Annotated in this window: 8 protein-coding genes; 2 read left to right on the top strand and 6 right to left on the bottom strand. The window is 58.4% G+C overall.

Annotated elements, in window-relative coordinates:
* Nucleotides 1-11: 11 nt before the first annotated feature.
* The 5 genes from J3U87_RS04110 to J3U87_RS04090 form a co-directional block, all read right to left on the bottom strand.
* Nucleotides 12-3,260 (bottom strand): CHAT domain-containing protein, encoded by a 3,249-nt coding sequence (locus tag J3U87_RS04110; protein WP_237381762.1) that lies wholly within the window; start codon nt 3,258-3,260, stop codon nt 12-14.
* On the bottom strand, nt 3,257-4,162 hold the full coding sequence (locus tag J3U87_RS04105; RefSeq protein ID WP_237381761.1) for a hypothetical protein: 906 nt from the start codon (nt 4,160-4,162) through the stop codon (nt 3,257-3,259). Before J3U87_RS04105 ends, J3U87_RS04110 begins: the two co-directional genes overlap by 4 nt.
* A 146-nt stretch (nt 4,163-4,308) precedes the next feature.
* Nucleotides 4,309-4,977: an RNA polymerase sigma factor gene (locus J3U87_RS04100; RefSeq protein WP_237381760.1), complete on the bottom strand. Its 669-nt coding sequence runs from the start codon at nt 4,975-4,977 to the stop codon at nt 4,309-4,311.
* A gap of 911 nt (nt 4,978-5,888) precedes the next feature.
* A complete protein-coding gene (gene efp / locus J3U87_RS04095) occupies nt 5,889-6,458 on the bottom strand; it encodes an elongation factor P (RefSeq protein ID WP_237381759.1) in 570 nt (189 codons plus the stop codon).
* Nucleotides 6,459-6,740: 282 nt separating this feature from the next.
* Nucleotides 6,741-7,487, bottom strand: coding sequence for a peptidylprolyl isomerase (locus tag J3U87_RS04090; protein ID WP_237381758.1), 747 nt, complete (start codon nt 7,485-7,487; stop codon nt 6,741-6,743).
* Nucleotides 7,488-8,051: 564 nt separating this feature from the next.
* Here J3U87_RS04090 and J3U87_RS04085 point away from each other — a divergent pair.
* Both J3U87_RS04085 and lepB read left to right on the top strand, forming a co-directional pair.
* Nucleotides 8,052-13,298, top strand: a complete 5,247-nt coding sequence (locus tag J3U87_RS04085) for an ATP-binding protein (RefSeq protein ID WP_237381757.1) — start codon at nt 8,052-8,054, stop codon at nt 13,296-13,298.
* A gap of 284 nt (nt 13,299-13,582) precedes the next feature.
* Nucleotides 13,583-14,515, top strand: coding sequence for a signal peptidase I (gene lepB, locus J3U87_RS04080; RefSeq protein ID WP_237381756.1), 933 nt, complete (start codon nt 13,583-13,585; stop codon nt 14,513-14,515).
* Nucleotides 14,516-15,267: 752 nt separating this feature from the next.
* Here lepB and J3U87_RS04075 read toward each other — a convergent pair.
* A complete protein-coding gene (locus J3U87_RS04075) occupies nt 15,268-18,285 on the bottom strand; it encodes an outer membrane beta-barrel protein (RefSeq protein WP_237384477.1) in 3,018 nt (1,005 codons plus the stop codon).
* Between the last annotated feature and the right edge of the window lie 383 nt (nt 18,286-18,668).

The following is an 18,668-nucleotide window of genomic DNA, read 5'->3' as shown; positions in this document are numbered from 1 at the left end:
AGCTCCTTTTTTTAGTTTGGTGCTCCCCAAAGCACAAATCCGGCCCAGTAATAAGGGTCTCGGTATTTGGTAGTTGATTTTAATTGCTTCTGGGCCATCGCCAAGGCCGCGGATTTCGACTTGTTTCGCTTTATCCAATTCTCATAAAAGAGAACCATGAGGTTTGAAGAAGCTACGTCATCTACCTTGAACAGGGGCACTACAACAGATCTCCCACCAGCTTCGAGAAAATGTTGGGGAAGGCCCAATAAACCTTCGCCCCGAACATAGGTTCCTTTAGCCAATTCACAGGCGCTCAGAACAATCAGGTCGCAATTCAGGTTTTGAGTATAAATGTCAGTAGGCCGAATGGTACCGGAAATGGACTCTCCCTTCTCCGAAACCGTTGACAAAACCACACTCGACAACACTTGCCTATTCGAAATACTGCCATGAGTCGCAAAGTGAACCACGGTCGCCCGTTCCGCCTCGCTGAGAAAATTCGCTCGATTCGCCTCAAAATCCAAATACAGTTTATGCTTGAAGGGTAGCAAGTCTGCAATCAATTTAACTTCATCTCTAGACGCAACCAATCTATTTTTATTAAACCTCGTACTGGAGCCGTTTCGATCATCGATTGGCAGAACCAAATCACGCGACTGATTTCGTTTCTCGTTTTCAAGGCTGACATCAACAGGCTTAATAGCGCCTAACAGCCGCTTATCTTCGCTCGAAAAAACTGGATCACCAAACAACATCGCATATGGCACCTTTGAACTGTCAGAGGCCAAGCGAAGATGATTTAATACTCGTGCGGAAGGTATCAAGGTGAGATTGAATAAATCGACTAGGAAGATATTATCGTCAGAAGGTTCAGCGAAAACCCCTTTCGCAGAAAGCGCACTCCAAGGCACTACCAGCATTGGGCCATCGGCAATGATCAATAGATTTTTTTTGCCATTAATTTGGTTTTTTACTGGCCCCAAACACATTTCAACAAGTTTCGCGCTCATTTGGTACACATTTTTTCGGTTGGTAAATGCGCTAGGCCTTTGATTGTATGAATTATTGATATTTACTACCAGCTCTTCAATTTTTTCTTTCTCTGGTAGTTGCTCGATGGTGATGCCAGATTTCGTAATTCCCATAACAAAGCTAATCGATTTGCCAAGATGGAACGCGACCAAGCCAGTGTCTTCACCCAGAATCTCGTTCTGAACATTATCGAGGTCTACTTCAATGTCTTTACCAGCGTCGATAATCCCAGCCTTTTCACGCAATAAATCTTCAGTTCGGTACAATTCATCTTCGAGTAAGCTGACTTCTAGCTCAATACGAGCACGCTGTTTCACATCTTTTGTGTTGATGTCATCAAGTAAATCACCCGCCTGGTGAAGACGACTCCGCAAACCCTCCCACTTCTCGTAAAGATATACAGCGCCTTCGGGCAGGTCGTCAGGCAAGAACTTGCTCTGTAGCAATGTATGAAGATTTAGCGCTCTATAATCCTCAAACGTCTGAAAGAACTGCTTTTCATATTCAGTCGACAGTTCCCCTTCTTGCTGGACCAGCTCAAAAAGGATTTCCATTTTCTTTTCGTAGTAACTGGTTCTCATATAATTATATGCGGCCCCTAAGCTTCTCCCCCTGGCTTTAGAGAAAAATTCGTTCATTATTTCATGAGCTGCATCTATTTTCAGCAACGCATTTTCTAAATCTCGCGCAAGCAAAAAAGCTCTGGATTGATTGAAAAAATCATGCAGATCTGATTTCGGCGACCCAGCAAGAACTCCAGACGCCTCCGCTAGCTTTACATAGCGCCAGTACTCCTCCAAAAGGTCTTGACCCGTTTCTTCCATTTTGGCAAGGTAAATCTCAGCGATATTTGCATAGGTAATTTGTTTATTGTGCGGGCTAACAGAGCGATTCTCTCTTAGTCTCAAAATTTCATCATAACTTTTTAGAGCTTCATCGAATCGCCCTAACTCCCTCAAGGTTGAATTACGTCGTCCCATCAACCATATTTTGGTCCCCGTCAAGTATTCGCCTACTTGTTCGCAAACATTCATACCCTTATCATAATATATCATTGCATCGTGATATCTTTCGTGCTGGTAATGCACCCAGCCTATTTGTACAAGTGCCGAAACTTGATTATAAGTATCATTGGTTTCCATGGCGATATTGTATACTTTCTCAAAATCCAAGAGCGATTCTTCTTCGAGTCCAGAAACGCTATAGCACAGGCCCCTCTGATAATATCCTTGTAAAACATCTATTTTTCGACCTGTTTTCAAAGCGATTTGAAGGGCTTCATTTGCTTGAAACAACGCATCCAAATATCGATCACGAAACCAATAATATTTACCAAACTCACGGTGGATATTCGATACGATCCTGGGATCACCATTTTTTTTTGCAACTGAGAGAGCGTTCTTATATATGTCTTCCGCGCTGAAATCTCCCAGTCGTTTTAGCTGCTCAGCGACGCGGCGCTCGAGATCCACATAGGCAAAAAGATCTCCCACATCCTGAAAGAACTCTTGGGCTCGAAGGAACAAGCTCAACGCCAACCTATCGTGATAAACCCTGCGCTCGTACAGGCCTGCCTGCCAGCGGAGTAGGGCGGCGTCTCGAAACAGGCCCAGGCGCTCCAGGTCCTCGGCGGCGCCGTCGATGCAGGCCTCCGGCGAGTGTTTGCCGATCGTTTCGGTCAACCGCCGCAATCGGAACATCTCGGCGCCGGCGTGGGCCTTGACCTCCGTTTCTTCGGTCAGCTCGCCGTTGGGCGCGACGTGGAGCCAGTAGGCGCCGCCGGCATGCTCGCCTTCAGAAGAGGCCTGGATCCGCAGGGCGTGGGGCCCCGCTGTCGCCACCCGGTACCACAGGCGCTCGGGATGGTCGGTGTGGTCGTTGACGCGGTCGGCATGGGCGACCCGTGCACCGCTCGGATCGCGCAGCTCCAATGCGATGTCGATGCCCATCTCCGTCAGGTTCACGTCCAGAAAGGTGCCGGCCTTCAGGTCGATCGGGATCGCATGTGTCTTGCCCGATTGGATTTCGATCACTTCGCCCGTCACCGCTTCGAGTCGCCTGGCCTCGACGTCGGCCGGCTTCTGGGCAAAGATCCAAGCCGTGCACAGCCACCAACAAAGACATCCGACGAGCCATTTGGGCACGGCGGCACGGTGGCGGGTTCCTGCGGTGTCAGGCCGGCGAAGGTCGGTCAGGCCCGCGAATCGGGAGATGGATTGCGGCGTCGGATCGGGCGACTGCATCATTCTCGTTCGGGTACCTCCAACGTCCATCGGGTGACGGCCTCCCAGGTTGGTTCTTCGAGTCTTTCCAAGGTCAACCGCCATGAGCCAGGAGGCGGGTACCCCGCTTGGAAGACCACGATGAAACTTTGGGTCGTGGTGTTGAATTCGGTCTCGCAAATCGTGTCGGGCCGCCGTGCGGCCGGATCGGTCAACACCAGGCGGTAACGGGCCGCCGGGTCCACCTCGGCCTCGGGCGCGATGTTGACCACCGTGGCGCCGCTCGCGTTCCAGACCACTTCGAGGGGGTCGTCGCCGCGCGTATCGGCCTGAGCCAGGTTGTGGAAGGAACGAATGCCCGTGATCGGCTGCGGGCTGACGATTGGCGCCGGCTGGCGCAACAACAACACGTTGAACCCCAGCGAGATGACCGCCGCGGCACCCAACAGGATCGGTGCCCATGAACGCCGCACCGGCTGGGCGCCCACCCGAACCTCGGCCCGCGATCGAAACGCGACGACCGGAGCGGCCTCGGACCGTTCATCCGAAGTCTTCTCGGGGCCGACATCGGGGAGGGTTTCGGGTTCGGCCCCCTCGGCCTGGTCCAGCTCGGATGGATCCGGTTCCGTCGGGCGCGTCTCGGCCTCACCGAGATAGCGCGTCTCGAATTGCTGCCAGGCGGCTTCGATGTCCGCGGTCTCGTCGCCATCCGCCGAGCCCTGTTGCGATTCGAGCTCGGCCATTTCCAAAAGGTTGGCCACGCAGGCCGTGCACGCGACGAGATGTTCCTGGATGTGCTCGGTGGGTTCCGGCGCCAGCAGGCGCGCATGATAGGCCGCCAACAGGTCCGGACTCGGATGCGCGTCCGGATCCGAGGTCTGCAGCGCCTGGATCGCGTCCTCCAATTGGGGTTTGGGGTTAGCCAAAGTATGCCTCCAAAAATGGGAACCGGCATCCGCGGACGGCGAAGCCATCGCTGCACGGGTCGTACGACGACCGGCAACGACAGAGGACGGCTTGGCGGTCCGGCTTGAAAAAGGCGGGTGGGAAGGCCACCGCCCGAGGGGCGAGGTCAGGCATGGAAATAGCCCTCCATTCGCTCTTTGAGCGCTCTTCTCGCCTGGAAAATGTGGCTTTTCACGGTGTCGATGGAAACGCCCATCAGGACCGCGATTTCCCTGTACTTCAAGTCTTGTTTCACGCGCAACAGAAAGCACCTTTTCATGGTTGGCGGCAAGGTTTCCAGTGCCGACTGCAACCGAGCCAAACATTCTTTTTCAAGGAGGATCGATTCCTGTTCCGGTCCGGCTCTCTCGGGTCGCGCCTGGGACGCCATCTCGGCTTCGAGCGAGTTGGCCTCTCCCGTTTCCACCTGGTGATCCTCGATGGAAAACGTCAGCCGTCCCCCACCGCGCTTCTCGGCGTGACTGTCGCGCAAATCGTTGGCTTTCACGTTCCGTGCGATGCTGATCAGCCACGTCTTGATCGAAGAGTCACCTCGGAATTGGGCGGAAGAACCGTTCCTGATTTCGTAGACACGAAGGAACACTTTTTGGGTGAGATCTTCGCACTTTTCTTTGCTCATGCCCACGTGGCGGAAGTAACCCAGAACCGTGGGATAGTAAATTCGGTACAGTTGCGCGAAATGTTGGGGCTCGCATGGAGGGTTGACGCGGGGCATGTCCTTCAGTGGTGGGAGGCCTTTGGAAGACGGAAGAGTAGATAACTTGAGTTCCGACACCTGCTATTTCCTTTGGCTACAAGGTTGCACGGCGGTCACAAGCGACGAGATCGGCGGGAGCGCGTTCACGGCCGAACGCGACGATCACTTTCCCGATGCTTGAGGTGCCGATTTAAAAACCACGGTAGATTCACCCAATGAGGCGTAGAACGCGAGGGAGTCGGGCACAGAGTTCAAGGTGGTAGGGCCATGAGTACGAGGTTCTCGTTACCTTTACGAAACGTCGGATCCAATGTCCCGAACGCATTTCGCCGTACCGTCCGGAGGCGTTGCGGGTTGGCGAGCCCGTCGCCTCGATCGCCTGCGTCAAAACCCGGAAAATGCGCATACGGGCGAGCCCAACCAAGATGATCCATGTTGCCGGTTGGAATCCGATGGCGGTCGACGCGGTCGAAAAACACCAGCCTCGATCGTGAGACCCGGCAAACGCAATGTTTGCCGCGCGCGCCAATCGCCCGACCACCCGTGAATCCCCTGCACCCCGCAACGGCCCGCTGGCCGGCGCGCGATACTTCGGAGGTCCGTTCATGGTCAGCCGCCTGGTGCGACCGATCGATGCCCCGTGTCTTTCCATTGTCCATCCCATGATGCCGTTACCACGATTCCCGTCGCTTGGACCGTCCTCAGTGAAAACCGGTTCTTGGGACAGGGACGATACGGTTCCATCTTAGCCCATTTACGAACGGATTCAAAGTGGGAGCGACGCGAATCCCAACTCATTTTGTGAGTGGCGGCGCAGTTTTCAGGCGATCTGAGGGTCGCTTTGGATTTTTCCCCGAATTCGTTTTTTGGGCAATTTCGTAATTCAATCCGGCCACCTTTTTGTCGCGTCGATGAGGCGTCGTCAGAAAAATACGCGGGTGGCCGTTGGGGACGCCTGGCGGGAAACCACGGCGTCCCTCGCCGGAATCTCAGTTCTCGCGGCCCAGGTACTCGTTGGTGCTGGGATCGATCTTGACCTTGTTCCCTTCCTTGATGAAGGTCGGCACCATGACCTGAATGCCGTTTTCCAGCAGAGCCTTCGAAAACACCTTGCCCGAGGCCGTATCGCCCTTGGCGCCGGGCTCCACACTGGAAATGACGCCAATCACCGAGCTGGGCAGCTCGATGTTGATGATCTCGCCGTTGTATTGCAACAGGTCCAGTTCGAACCCGTCGGTCATCCAATCCACGGAGTTACCGAGCTTTTCCTTGGGCACGTCGTACTGCTCGTAGGTCTCCTGGTCCATGAACACCAGATCGGTGCCCTCCTCGTAGAGGAACTGGACCTTGAGTTTGGCCAGGTCGGGCTCCTCGAAGGTGTCGCCGGACTTGAAGCTCTTCTGCAGGACCTGGCCGGTCACCAGGTTGCGGGCCTTGACCTTGACCAGGGTGGCGGCGCCGCGGGCACTGGGATTGTGCACGGTGTGCTCCATGATCTGCCAGGGCGCGTTCTCGTGCTCGTACCGCATGCCCTTCTTGAAATCGTTGGTGGTAATCACGTGAATCTCCTAGATTGTGCCCATCGAAAAACAGGCTTTTTTGAAATGGTTCCTCGAAATCGGCCGGCAACCCCATGCCGACCGACATCGGCAACCCGCGATCAGGCTTCGAGTCCATCACCCGAAGAGTAAGGGCTTGCGAAAACGCGACGCCCGCAGTCCTGCCCATGGGGTCGGGCCGCTTCGGTCGCTGCCATGATTCGTTACCCGAAGGGCACGAGGTCCGGCTTTTCCGGGATGTTCGTCGTTCGATCGGGACGGACGGGCCATCCCCGCAGGTCCTCACTTGGGAGCGGGTGCCTGTCCGGGGCCGCCCTTTTTCTCGGACCCCTTCACGATGCTGATCCGCTTGATGTAGTCCAGCTCGGGGAATTTCTTGCGCAGGTAGCTGTTGCCCTCGCTCAAAATGCGGCCCTGGTTGGGTCCGCGGCCATAGGGGGCGCCATCGCCGTAGCCGCCGTAGAACTTGGTGACCACCTGCAAGCCGTCGTCGACCACTTCGCCGAAGGGCACGAAACCCATGCGGTCCAGGTAATCGTTGTTGACCATGTTGATGAAAAACTGGGTGGTGCGCGTGTTGGGGCCACGATTGGCGAACGTCAGGCGGCCGGCGGTGTTGCTGTGCTTGGGCGGGTCGTCCTCGAGGGAAGCCTTGAGCCATTTCTTGTTGACATCGGGCTCGCCGTGAAACCCGAATTGGGCCATGAACCCGGGAATCATGCGGTAGATCGCCACATCGGTGAAGTAACCCAGAATCACCAAATTGTAGAAGCGATCGACGCCCAGCGGCGCCCACTCGCGGTGGATGTCCACTTGAAAATTGCCTTTGGTGGTTTCCACGAGAACGCGGAACTGGTCCGGCGCGCGCTTGGTGGCCTCCTTGGGCGCCAGAAGCGGCGCTTTGTCGGGCGCCTTCGTGGCCTTGTCGTCGGGAGCTTTGGCATCGCCGGCGAGGCACGGGAAGGCGGTCATCCAAAACAGGCAAAGGACCAGCGCGGTGGAAAGGGAACGAAACGGGTTTTTGAACATGAACAATCCTCGCGTTAGGTGGGTATCGGGGTCATCATCGATGCTCGGATCAGCCGTTCCGATCATCGCAGGGATTCGGTCGCCGGAAATCTCCGTCGGGTCGGGAAGCGCGCCGCGATCCACATCGGGCGACGACGGCAGGCGCCAAAAACGGGTGGCGCGCCGGGACCGGAGGCCGGGGTCACCCCTTTCTCGCCACAAGAACCGACCGAGACCGAAAAAGCTCCCTATTCTACGTCATGAAGCCAAAAGGCCACAAGCCGATCGCCGGGGATCCCGTCTCTCGAATCGAAGAAGGTGAGCCCCGTTGCGAAAGCGACACGCGCGATGCCGGTCACGGGTCCGGGTCCGTGCCCGCCCCGGCTTTACGGCCGAGAAAAAAGAAGCGCGAACGCGATTTTGCCGCGTACCGGACACAGGCTCGACCACCAAAATCGAAGGCACATAACTTTTGTTCCGGTTTGTGATAGGCTAAGACTGGTGTTTTCATTACATACCGGATTCATTCATGGGACGCCTGACATCAGGTGGCCACGAACTGATCAACCCCTGGTGAAGATTCTTATGTCGGTTGAAGCTGACGTGGGTAAGAAGGAAACCGTGAGCCTCGTCGTTCGCGGGTTGGAACGATTGCGGTGGCTTTTCGCGATCCTGCTGATCGCGGGAGGGTCGCTTTATGCCGCGAGCGCCGGGCAGCGCTTCACCATCAATCGCGTCCAACACGAGATGGGCCTGTCCCACTCCACGATCTACATGATCGTTCAGGGCCCGAAGGGCTTCCTGTGGTTCGGCACCCAAAACGGTCTCAACAAATACGACGGGCACAAGACCACGATCTACCAACACAGGCCCGGCGACGACAACAGCCTGTTGAGCAACAGCATCAGCTCCATGGTGTTCGACGCGCAGGGCGTGTTGTGGCTGGGCACCTGGGGAGGCGGCCTCAACCGGTTCGATCCCGCCAGCGAAACGTTCACCCATTTCGTCAACGACACCCGCGATCCGCGCAGTCTCAGCAGCAACCTGGTGCAAACCGTGTTTCGCGACCGGCGCAACCGCATCTGGGTCGGCACCAACCAGGGCGGCCTGAACCTGTTCGACCCGGCCACCGGCACCTTCACCCGTTACCAGCACGATCCGGACGACCCCGAAAGCCTGAGCCACAATCGGGTGTGGAGCGTCACCGAGGATTGGCGCGGCCGCATCTGGGTCGCCACCTCGGAAGGGCTCAACCGGTTGGAGGAGAGCGGCCGTTTCACCCACTTCTTCCACGATCCCGACAACCCCCTTTCGCTTTCCCACAACAAGATCCGGCAAGTCATCTGCAATCGCCACGGCTTGCTCTGGGTCGGTACCGAGGCCGGTTTGAACCTGTTCGATCCCGACAGCGAATCGACACAGGAGTATCAGAGCGACGCCGATCCGAAGCATTACCTCAAAACCCAGGTAATCACCATTCTCTACGAGGATCGCGAGGGCAGCCTGTGGGTCGGCACCATCTTTCACGGACTCTCGCGATTCGTGGCCGACGAGAAACACCCCTCGCTGGGTCGCTTCGAGCGTTTCACCCACGACCCGATCGATCTGAACAGCTTGAGTCAAAACGATATCCGCGCGGTCATCCAGGATCGATCGGGCGTCTTTTGGGTGGGAACGCGAACCGGGGGCCTGAACAAGATGGTGCCTACCAAGTTCGACCACCATCGCCTGTTCAGCTACTCGCCGACGGACCTGATCCACAATCGAGTCAACGCCCTGGTCATGGACCGCTTCGACCGCCTGTGGGTCGGCAGCGTCGGCGGGCTCATTCGCTGGGACTTTCAAGGCGATGCCCATCGCTTCTACAACCACCGTCCGGGCGATCCCGAAACCCTCTGCGACGACCGCATCTATGCGCTGGGCGTGGATTCCCGCGATCGGATCTGGATCGGCACCTTCGCGGGCGGGATTTCGGTGCTGGAACCCGAGCTCGGCAAGATGGTGCTGCAACTGCCGGCGCCCGATCCCCTGCCGAACGGTTCGCTGCGCGCCATTTTCGAGGATTCGCGCCAAAACATGTGGCTCGGCACCCACGGCGGCCTCGTGCGTTACCGGTTGGCGGACGGCGACACCACCGTTTTCGCGACCCTCGCCAACGACGCCGGCTCGCTTTCCGACAACCACATCAACGCCATCTTGGAGGACGGTGCCGGTCGGATCTGGATCGGCACGGAAAACGGCGGGCTCAACCGGTTCGATCCCACGACCGAACGCTTCGCGCGCTTCCGTCACGATTCCAATCGCCCGCACTCGCTGAGCCAAAACCACGTACGCCCGATGCTGTTGGGCCGCGACGACGTACTCTGGATCGGCACCTACGGCGGCGGCCTCAACCGTCTCGATCGGCTGGACGCCGATCCCGAAAGCGCGATGTTCACCCGCTACACCGTGGAGGACGGGCTGCCCGACGACACCATCTACGCCATGATCGAGATGGGCGACTACCTCTGGATCAGTACCGAGCAGTCGCTGTGTCGTTTCCATCCGGCCACCGAGACCTTTCGGACCTACGATCGCTACGACGGACTTCAGGAGCACGGGTTCAACGCCGGCGCGGTGACCCACGGCGCCGACAGCCGCATTTTCTTCGGCGGCAACAACGGCTTCAACAGCTTCCTGCCGGGCCAGGTTCGCGACAACCTCCGCAAACCGCAGATCGCGATTACCGGCTTCAAGGTGTTCGACAGCGAAGTCCCCTTCGACGCGCGCGACAACGCGACCAACCCGATCCGCATCCGTCACGACGATTCGGTGATTTCCTTCCACTTCGCGGTGCTGGACTTCAATGCGCCGGAGAAAAATCGCTACGCCTACAAGTTGGAGGGATTCGACCGCGATTTCGTGGACGGCGGCGCCCGTTCGGAGGTCACCTACACGAACCTGGACCCCGGCGACTATCGGTTCATGGTCAAGGGTGCCAACAACGACGGCGTTTGGAGCGAGACGACCACCTCACTGGCCGTCACGATCGTGTCACCCCCCTGGCAGCGTTGGTGGGCCTACTGCCTGTACGCCCTGGGCGCCGTTTCGCTGTTCTGGATGTACAAGCGCAACCAGGATCGCAAGCTTGCCTTGGAGCGCATGGTCGTGGAGAGCCTCCAGCGCAACAACCGGCTGAAGGACGAATTCCTGGCCAACACCTCCCACGAGCTGCGAACACCGCTGAACGGCATCATCGGTATCGTGGAGTCGATGATCGACGGCGCGACGGGCACCCTGCCGACCAATATGAAGCAGAACCTGCAAATGGTCGCCGCCAGCGGCCGGCGCCTGGCCAACCTGGTCAACGATATTTTGGATTTCTCCAAACTCAAGACGCGCGACCTGGCCCTGCAATGCAAGCCGCTCGACCTCTCGGCCACGGTCGAGATGGTGCTGACCGTGTCCCACGCGTTGGTCGGCAGCAAACCCTTGGTGCTGCAAAACGAGGTGCCCGAAGACCTGCCACGGGTTCGCGGCGACGAGGATCGCCTGCTCCAGATCCTCTACAACCTCGTGGGCAATGCGATCAAATTCACACCGAAAGGCAGCGTCACGGTCCGGGCCGTTGAAGAGGAAGGTTGGATTCGGGTGACGGTCAGCGATACCGGCATCGGGATCGCCGCCGACAAACACGAGGCGATTTTCGAATCGTTCGAACAGGTGGACGGCTCCACGGCGCGGTCCTACGGCGGTTCGGGCCTCGGCCTCGCCATCACCAAGCGTCTCGTGGAACTTCACGAGGGTCATATCTGGGTGGAATCCGAACCCGAGGAAGGCGCCACCTTCTCCTTCACCCTGCCGGTGGCGGATGCGGAGGATCGGTACCCCACGGCGACGGAACTGGCGGCGGAAAACGATTTCGGCAGCCAACCGGGCGCCGCCATGGCGATCGGCATACCGGCACCGCACGAGTGGACCTTCGAAAAACAGGGCCAGTCGCTCGCCAAGGCCGCCGCCGAATTCAAGCTGTTGCTGGTGGACGATGACGCGGTGAACCTCCAGGTCCTGGTCAACCACCTCTCGCTTCAGGGATACACCCTGCACCTGGCTTCCAGCGGCCAGGAAGCGCTGGACATTCTCGAGAGCGAAGGCCCGTTCGACCTGGTGCTGTTGGACGTCATGATGCCCAAGATGTCCGGTTACGACGTCTGCCGCCGCATGCGCCGACGCCACGGACCGAGCGCCCTGCCGATCCTGCTGCTGACCGCCAAGAACCAGGTCACCGACTTGGTGGAAGGCTTCGCCGCCGGTGCCAGCGACTACCTGTTCAAGCCCGTGGCGCGCGACGAACTGCTGGCGCGCCTGAGCACCCATCTCCAATTGGTGATCAAGACACGCGAACTGCGCAGCTCCAACGCCAAGCTGGAAGAGTACAACCAAATGCTGGAACAGAAGGTGGACGAGCGAACCCGCGACGTGCGCGCCAGCCACCGCGAACTGCAGATCCTGGAGAAGATCGTGCAGGAGATCAACCGCGAGGTCTCGCTGGAGAGCCTCCTGGCGAAACTGCTGGAACAGGCCATCGGCTTGTTCACCAAGGCCACCGGCGGACTGTTCTTCCTGGCCGAACCCGGTCCACCGTCTCGGGTCCACCACTATTTCCGCATCGCGGCCCGGGTGGGTCACGAGCACCTGGATCTACCGCCCCTGGTCCCCGACACCTGGTTCTTCGAACGCTTCGAGAACTTCATGGAAGAGGTCCAGGGCGGGGTCTACCGCATCTCACCGCGCGAAGGAAAACCCGATCCCCTCTCGCGTATCGTGATGGACATCCGCATCGAAGGCAGCCTCGAAGGGTTCCTGGTGCTCGACAACCAGGACGAGGTCCACGCCTTCGATGACGACGACTTCCAGAAGCTGCACCGGCTGCGGGAGCACGCCGTGTCGGCGGTGTCCAAGGTGCGCTTCCTGGAAGAGCTCAAGGCCAAAAACGCCGAGATTCTGCGCGCCCAGGAGAAGCTGGTGGACGCCGCACACCACGCCGGCATGGCCGAGATCGCCACCAACCTGCTCCACAACATCGGCAACGCCATGGCCTCGGTGAAAACTTCGATCGAAGTCCTGCTGGAGAGTTTGGACCAAAACCAGGCACTTCGGTTCTATCGCCGGATCCTCGACATGCTCCGGGAGTTCCAGGAGCCAGCGGACCTGGCCCAGTTCTTCGAACGCGATCCGCGTGGCGAAATGGTCGTTTCCTCCTTCGGCCGCATCGAATCGGAGTGGGGTCGATACATGAGCGGGTTGCGCGAGGAGACGAACCGCCTGCAGCATCACCTGATCGCGATCGACAACATCGTCGAATCCCAGCGCGAAATCGCCGCCAGCGAAAGCCTGGTGGAAGAGGCCGACCTGCACCAACTCTTGGACAGCGTGCTGCACTTCCAGCGGCTCAACCTGGAAAAGGCCGAGATCGAATTGGTCAGGGAATACGGCGACCTGCCGCGCGTCGCCGTCCAAAAGGCCAAATTCAATCGCGTCCTGGTCCACCTGATCAGCAACGCGATCGATGCCCTGCGCGAGGTGCCCCGCCCCAGGCGGTTGATTCTTCGAACCACGACCACCAAGCAAGGGGCGGTTCAACTGTCGGTCATCGATCAAGGTGCGGGCATCCCCGAGGAAAACGTCTCGCGGATCTTCACCCAGGGGTTCACGACCAAGGAAGGCGGCCAAGGTTATGGACTGCACTACTGCGCCAACGCCATCAACGAGATGAAAGGCAGCATCCGGGTGGAGAGCCAGGGCGCCGGAAAGGGAACCAAATTCACGGTCGATCTGCCCACGGCCGCTTGAGACGCGGCTCGCGAGGCCGGAGTGCGGAGGCCCCGGAAGCGCGTGCCCGCGGCGGGCGGCACCGGCTACGGATCTTCCGGCAAAGCATTGAGTGTAAGAGCTATCTTCATTCGGGGCACTGTGCTTTCGAGCCCCCTTCGGTTGGGTTATAATCACGAACTTGTCGATGTGACAAACTCCGGCGCAAACGACGAGAGATCACCGGTATGCGCCGGACCCGGAGGGAGCCGACGGCCTCCGCGCGCAATCGATCAGGAACCGGCATAAAGGAATCACTACCCATCATGGCAAAAAAATCCAAATCCAAAAAAGCCGCCGAAACCGTCCAAGCGGAGGCCGAGACCAACAAGCAGGAGGAAGAGAAGGATCCGTCACAGAGTAAGGATCTGTTTCGCGAGCTGGCCGAACTGGCCCTTTTCGGGTTCTGCCTGGTGGTGTTCTTCAAGACGTTCGTGTGGCAGAACTTCCAGATTCCCACCCCGTCGATGGAGAACTCGCTGTTGATCGGCGACCACATCACCGCCAATACCTTCATGTTCAAGGGCGGTACCGAAATCGAGAAAAAGCTGTTTCCGTTCCGCGACATCGTGCGCGGCGACGTGGTGGTCTTCAAGTGGCCGGGCGACGATCGCCAGGATTGGATCAAGCGCTGTATCGGCCTGCCGGGCGACCGTTTCGAGATCATCGCCGAGCGGGTGTACATCAACGGCGAGATTTTGGGCGAGGATTATACCTATTACAAGAAGCCGTCGATCGGCACCGACCGGGACGCGAGCATCGGCTACCGCCCCAAGGGCTATTACGAGATGAAGCCGGGCCTGGAGCACGCGGAGTACATCAAGCCCAACGAGAATTCGTACACCCTGCGCGAGATCAAGGACGCCACCGTGCAGTACCTGAGCCGGTTCCGCACCCAGGATCCGGAGACGTTCGACCGCGTCATCGCCCGGTTGAAAGCGGCCGAACCGGACGTGATTCCGGAGGGTTTCTACATCATGATGGGCGACAACCGCAACCGCAGCTTCGATTCACGCAAATGGGGACTGGTGCCGAAGGAGTTCGTTCACGGCCGCGGGTACCTGGTGTGGTGGTCGTACGGCGAGGACGAGGGCTCCCACGAGGCCAAGGGTTTCTCGCTCATTTGGAGCTACGTGCGGGTGGTTTTCGAATTCCACAAGCGCACCCACTGGGACGAGAGCTTCGAATTGATCAAGTGAGTGGGTGGAGGGTTCGTGCCCGGTCCGGCATGGATTCGAAGTCGAAGATTTTTTTCACCACCGAGTCGCCGCCCAGGCCGGGGGCCGGATTGCCGGTGGTCCGGCACACCGGCCACCGGGTTTCAAGTGGGTAACTAATCGAAGCGAATCGCATAGGTGTTCCCGCATTTACGAAAGGGGTGTCGTGGCAGTAGGTGCCGGGCCCGCCCAGGGCGCCGGGCCGACATTTTTCGACGAACTCCCCGCACATTCGCCTTTTTAGGTTTTTAACTTTATCTTCGAGCTTTACAGGGTTTTTCACATAAGAGCCACGAACCAGCGGGCAAACCCGCTCGATTTCGAGAAAGAAAGAACGCGAAGCGAGCCAGCATGCTGTTCCCGGCTGCCAGAGAGGGTCGTCGTGCCAGGTAGGTGCGACCGCTGGTCGCACATTCCGAAGCCGAATGCTTCAATGTTCCCGCAATGGGCTGTGCTTCTCTCTTTCAAGTCTCGAACCTGCGATGCGCGGATCGCTTCGACTAGTTCATCCGGCGGGCTTACCGCCCCTGATGCCCCTACCGGGCACGACGAATCTCTCGGCATTCGGGCACTCCGAGCAACTTTGTTTCAAGAGAGTCCGCGGAGGAAGCGGAGAATTGGCGGGAGAAATCACGGCTATAAAAAAGGCCGCGCTCTCGCGAACGCGGCGCCTTGGAAAAAGCAAAAGGACGAGGACGTCCGGGCGTTTGGGTGTCACCCGGACGCCGCAGAACTCAGAAGAGGGCCCGCATGCCGAGGAAGAAGCGACGCGGCGCCTGGTACAGCTTGGGATCGCCAAAGGCGCTGCTGCCCTGTCCGGCAACCAGGTCCTGAACCAGGATGGCGTCCTGGTCGTCCAGCGAGTTGAAGATGTCGAGGAAGAACTCGCCGGTGATCAAGCCGAAATCGCGCCGGTATTGAACCCGCAGATCCAGGGTCGAGAAGGACGGGTTCTCCACGGCACCGACGGCACCTTCCGCCAACCAACGACGGGTGATGCCGGCATAGGTGGTCTCCTCGTCGGCCAGGACGGGCAGGTGGCGGCGGGAAGCCAGACGGGTGCGACTGGTGTAGACGCCGGAGTTCCAGCGGTACGAACCACCGACCTGCAGGCCGTTGTTCCACTCGTAGGATGCGGCCAATTTGAAGAGATTTTCGATCAGGCCGGGCTGGCGGCCGTACTGGTTCGGCGAACGCGGATCCAGATAGATCACGTCACCCTGGAAATCGGCGTTGGAGTCGGAGTTGGTGTTGCCTTCCATGTCGTTGTAGTTGAGTGAGGAAAGCACCTGCCAACCGTTGCTGAACCGCTTGCGGAACACGATTTCGGCACCTTCGTAGTCGCGCTTGCCGCCGGCCAGCGTGGCGATGACGAAGTTGGAACCGGGGTTCTCGTCGTAACCGAAGTAGTCGAGGCCCAGGAACAGCGAGTCGGGATCGTCCACCGGACCGGGATAGGCCGTGCCGCCCTCGGTGTCGAGCGCGTAGAGGCTCAGGTCGTAGTCCTCGAGAATGTCGCGAACGTTCCGCTTGATCAGGTTCACTTCCAAGCTCATGTTGCGGCCGAAGTCGACCGCGTAGCCCAGGGTGATTTCATCGGTGTAGGGAGTTTTGGTGGTGGGGGCGAAGAAGGCGTCCTGAACCTGGGGGCCGCCGCGCGTACGGTAGGTGACCCACTGGTCGTTGATGAAAACCTGCTCTTCGCGAACCCGGCCGGAAAGCGAACCGGCGAAGTTCGTCATGTTGTTGCGGATGGGATCGTAGTAGCGGCCGTAATAGGCGGTCAGCTTCTGACGACCTTCACCGTTGATGTCCCAGGCGGCCGAGAGTCTCGGCGCCAGGTCCCAATCGAAGGTGTAGATGTTTTCGCCGGTCGTGGCGAAGTGCTCCCAACGCTCTGCGCGAATGCCGATGTTGAAGTGGAAATCGCCCACGTCCCAGGTGTCCTGAATGTACAGGCTCAGCCCTTCGGACTCGGTTTCCTGGGCGCCGTCCTGCGACTGGAAGGTCCGGTCGTAGTTGATCATGCCGTTGGGGTTGCCCTCGGTGGAGTTGAAGACGATGGCCGCGGCGGCCTCGTCCTGGGTGATGGTGCCGTCACCGTCGGTGTCCAACAGCGAATAGAACGAATCGCGATCGGCATGGCCGTCGATCGTGTTGATCAAGCCATTGAAATCGCTGGGGTTGTAAACGTCGAAATCGGTGTCGGTCCAGCTCAGCTCCGAAACCGCACCGGCGTTCAGGGACAGGCCGGCGCCCTGAAGCGCGATGACGTTGCGTTGATCGATGGAGGTGTAGTCGGCGTTGCCGATGTAGAAGCGGTCGCGGTAGTTGGTGTGCTTGTCCATGGCCGCGCCCACTTTGATCGTGTGGTGACCGAACCCGGAATCCACGAAGAATTCCCAATTCAGCGAGATCGTCTGGTTGTCGCGTTCGTCGATGATGTCCTCGCCGAAGGCCCCGAGCTGCTGGTCGAACAGCGTGTTGTCCACGTTGATGTCGGTCCCGGCGACGGGGTCGTTACCCCCCAGGAAGATCACGGTGTTGGAGGTTTCGCGGTCGGAGGAGAAGTCGGAGACTTCGCCGTTGTGCATCGAGTAGCTGGCTTCCAGAACGGAGTTCGCGAACACGCGCTGGTAGTTGAGGATGTAGCGATCGCCGCCCTGCTCGCGGGCGCGGTTCCGCGCGTTGGTGACGGAGCGGTCGGTACTGCCGTCGCGCTCGGTGGGATCGGTGAAGATCGACAGGGTCAACTTGTCGGCGTTGGTCATCTGCCAAGTCATTTTCCCGAAGAATTGCTCGTCTTCGCGGGTGACCGTGCGCAGGAACTCGGCGGTGTCCTCGGCGACCACGTCGTCCTCGCGCTCCAGGATGCGGTAACTGGCGAAGAACCACATCTTGTCGCGAATGATCGGGCCACCGATCGTGAAGGCGGTGTCGAAGGTCGAGAAGCTCTCGTCCTCGCGGTTGTCGTTGTCGCCCACCAGGCTGTCGTCCTGGTGGTAGTAGTTCACACTGCCGGTGAACTCGTTGCCGCCGGACTTGGTGATCACGTTGGAGATCAAACCCGGCGCACCGATGTACTCGGCCGGCACACCACCGGTGATGACCTTCTGCTCCTGGATGATTTCCGTGTTGAGGTTGGCGCCGAAGGTACCCTGAACCGGGTCGGTGACGTTGATACCCTCGATGTAGTAGAAGTTGTCCCGGCTGTCGCCGACCTCACCGCCGATATCGCGGTAACCCAAACCGGAACGGGAGGCCGGGTTGCCGCCGCCGGTGCTGGAGAAGTCGTCGGGCATGACACCCGGCACCAACTGCAGGTAGCTCTGATAGCTGCGGCCGGTGGGCAACGACTCGGTCAGTTCCAGGGTGATGTTCTGGCTCGTCAGGGCCTTGGTCACGTCGACGACCGGGGCTTCACTGATCACCACCAGCTCTTCTTCGACGTTCTGGAGCGCCAACGAAACGTGCAGGCTCGTGACACTGCCGGAGTTGACTTCGACGTTCTTGTTCTTGGCTCCGTTGAACCCGGTTTTGGTCACGGTGACGGTGTAGTTGGATGCGGGGTCCAACGCGACCAGGGTGGCGGTTCCGTCGGCCTTGGTCACCGCCGAACGCTTGGAAATAAAATCGGGCGATTCCGCGAAAACCGTGGCGCCCTCTAGTGGGTTGAGATTGTTATCGGTTACTGCAACTTTAATTGTTCCAGTTATTTGCGCTAGCAATGGCAATGAATACAACACTGCCATCGAGAAGCATTGCATAAGCAATTTTCTCATAATGTCTCCTGAGCATAGTTAGTCAAACATCAATCCGAACGGAAGCCCCATCCGGTGGTACACCATAAAGGCATTGAATCTAATGACATAGGACATAGCGGTCGATAAGGTGCCGCTACCATAGATCAATGAAACTCGGCCCCGAAACGGAAACGGACCTGAGCAGCGCCGCTTCCAAGAGCCATGTCCATCAACCGAAAATGACCCGTAACTAAATGAAATAGAAGCACATGAGTCAAATTCTGGTGATGAGAATCTAAATTTTGAGGAAGATCACACTCGTGATCATAAGAAAACCCAGATCAATAAGTCAAATATTTCAAGCCCGGAAACCTCAAAAATTGCAAATGATC

This window comes from Sulfidibacter corallicola, assembly GCF_017498545.1.
GTDB lineage: Bacteria > Acidobacteriota > Holophagae > Acanthopleuribacterales > Acanthopleuribacteraceae > Sulfidibacter > Sulfidibacter corallicola.
This window is presented reverse-complemented; position numbering and strand designations above follow the sequence as displayed.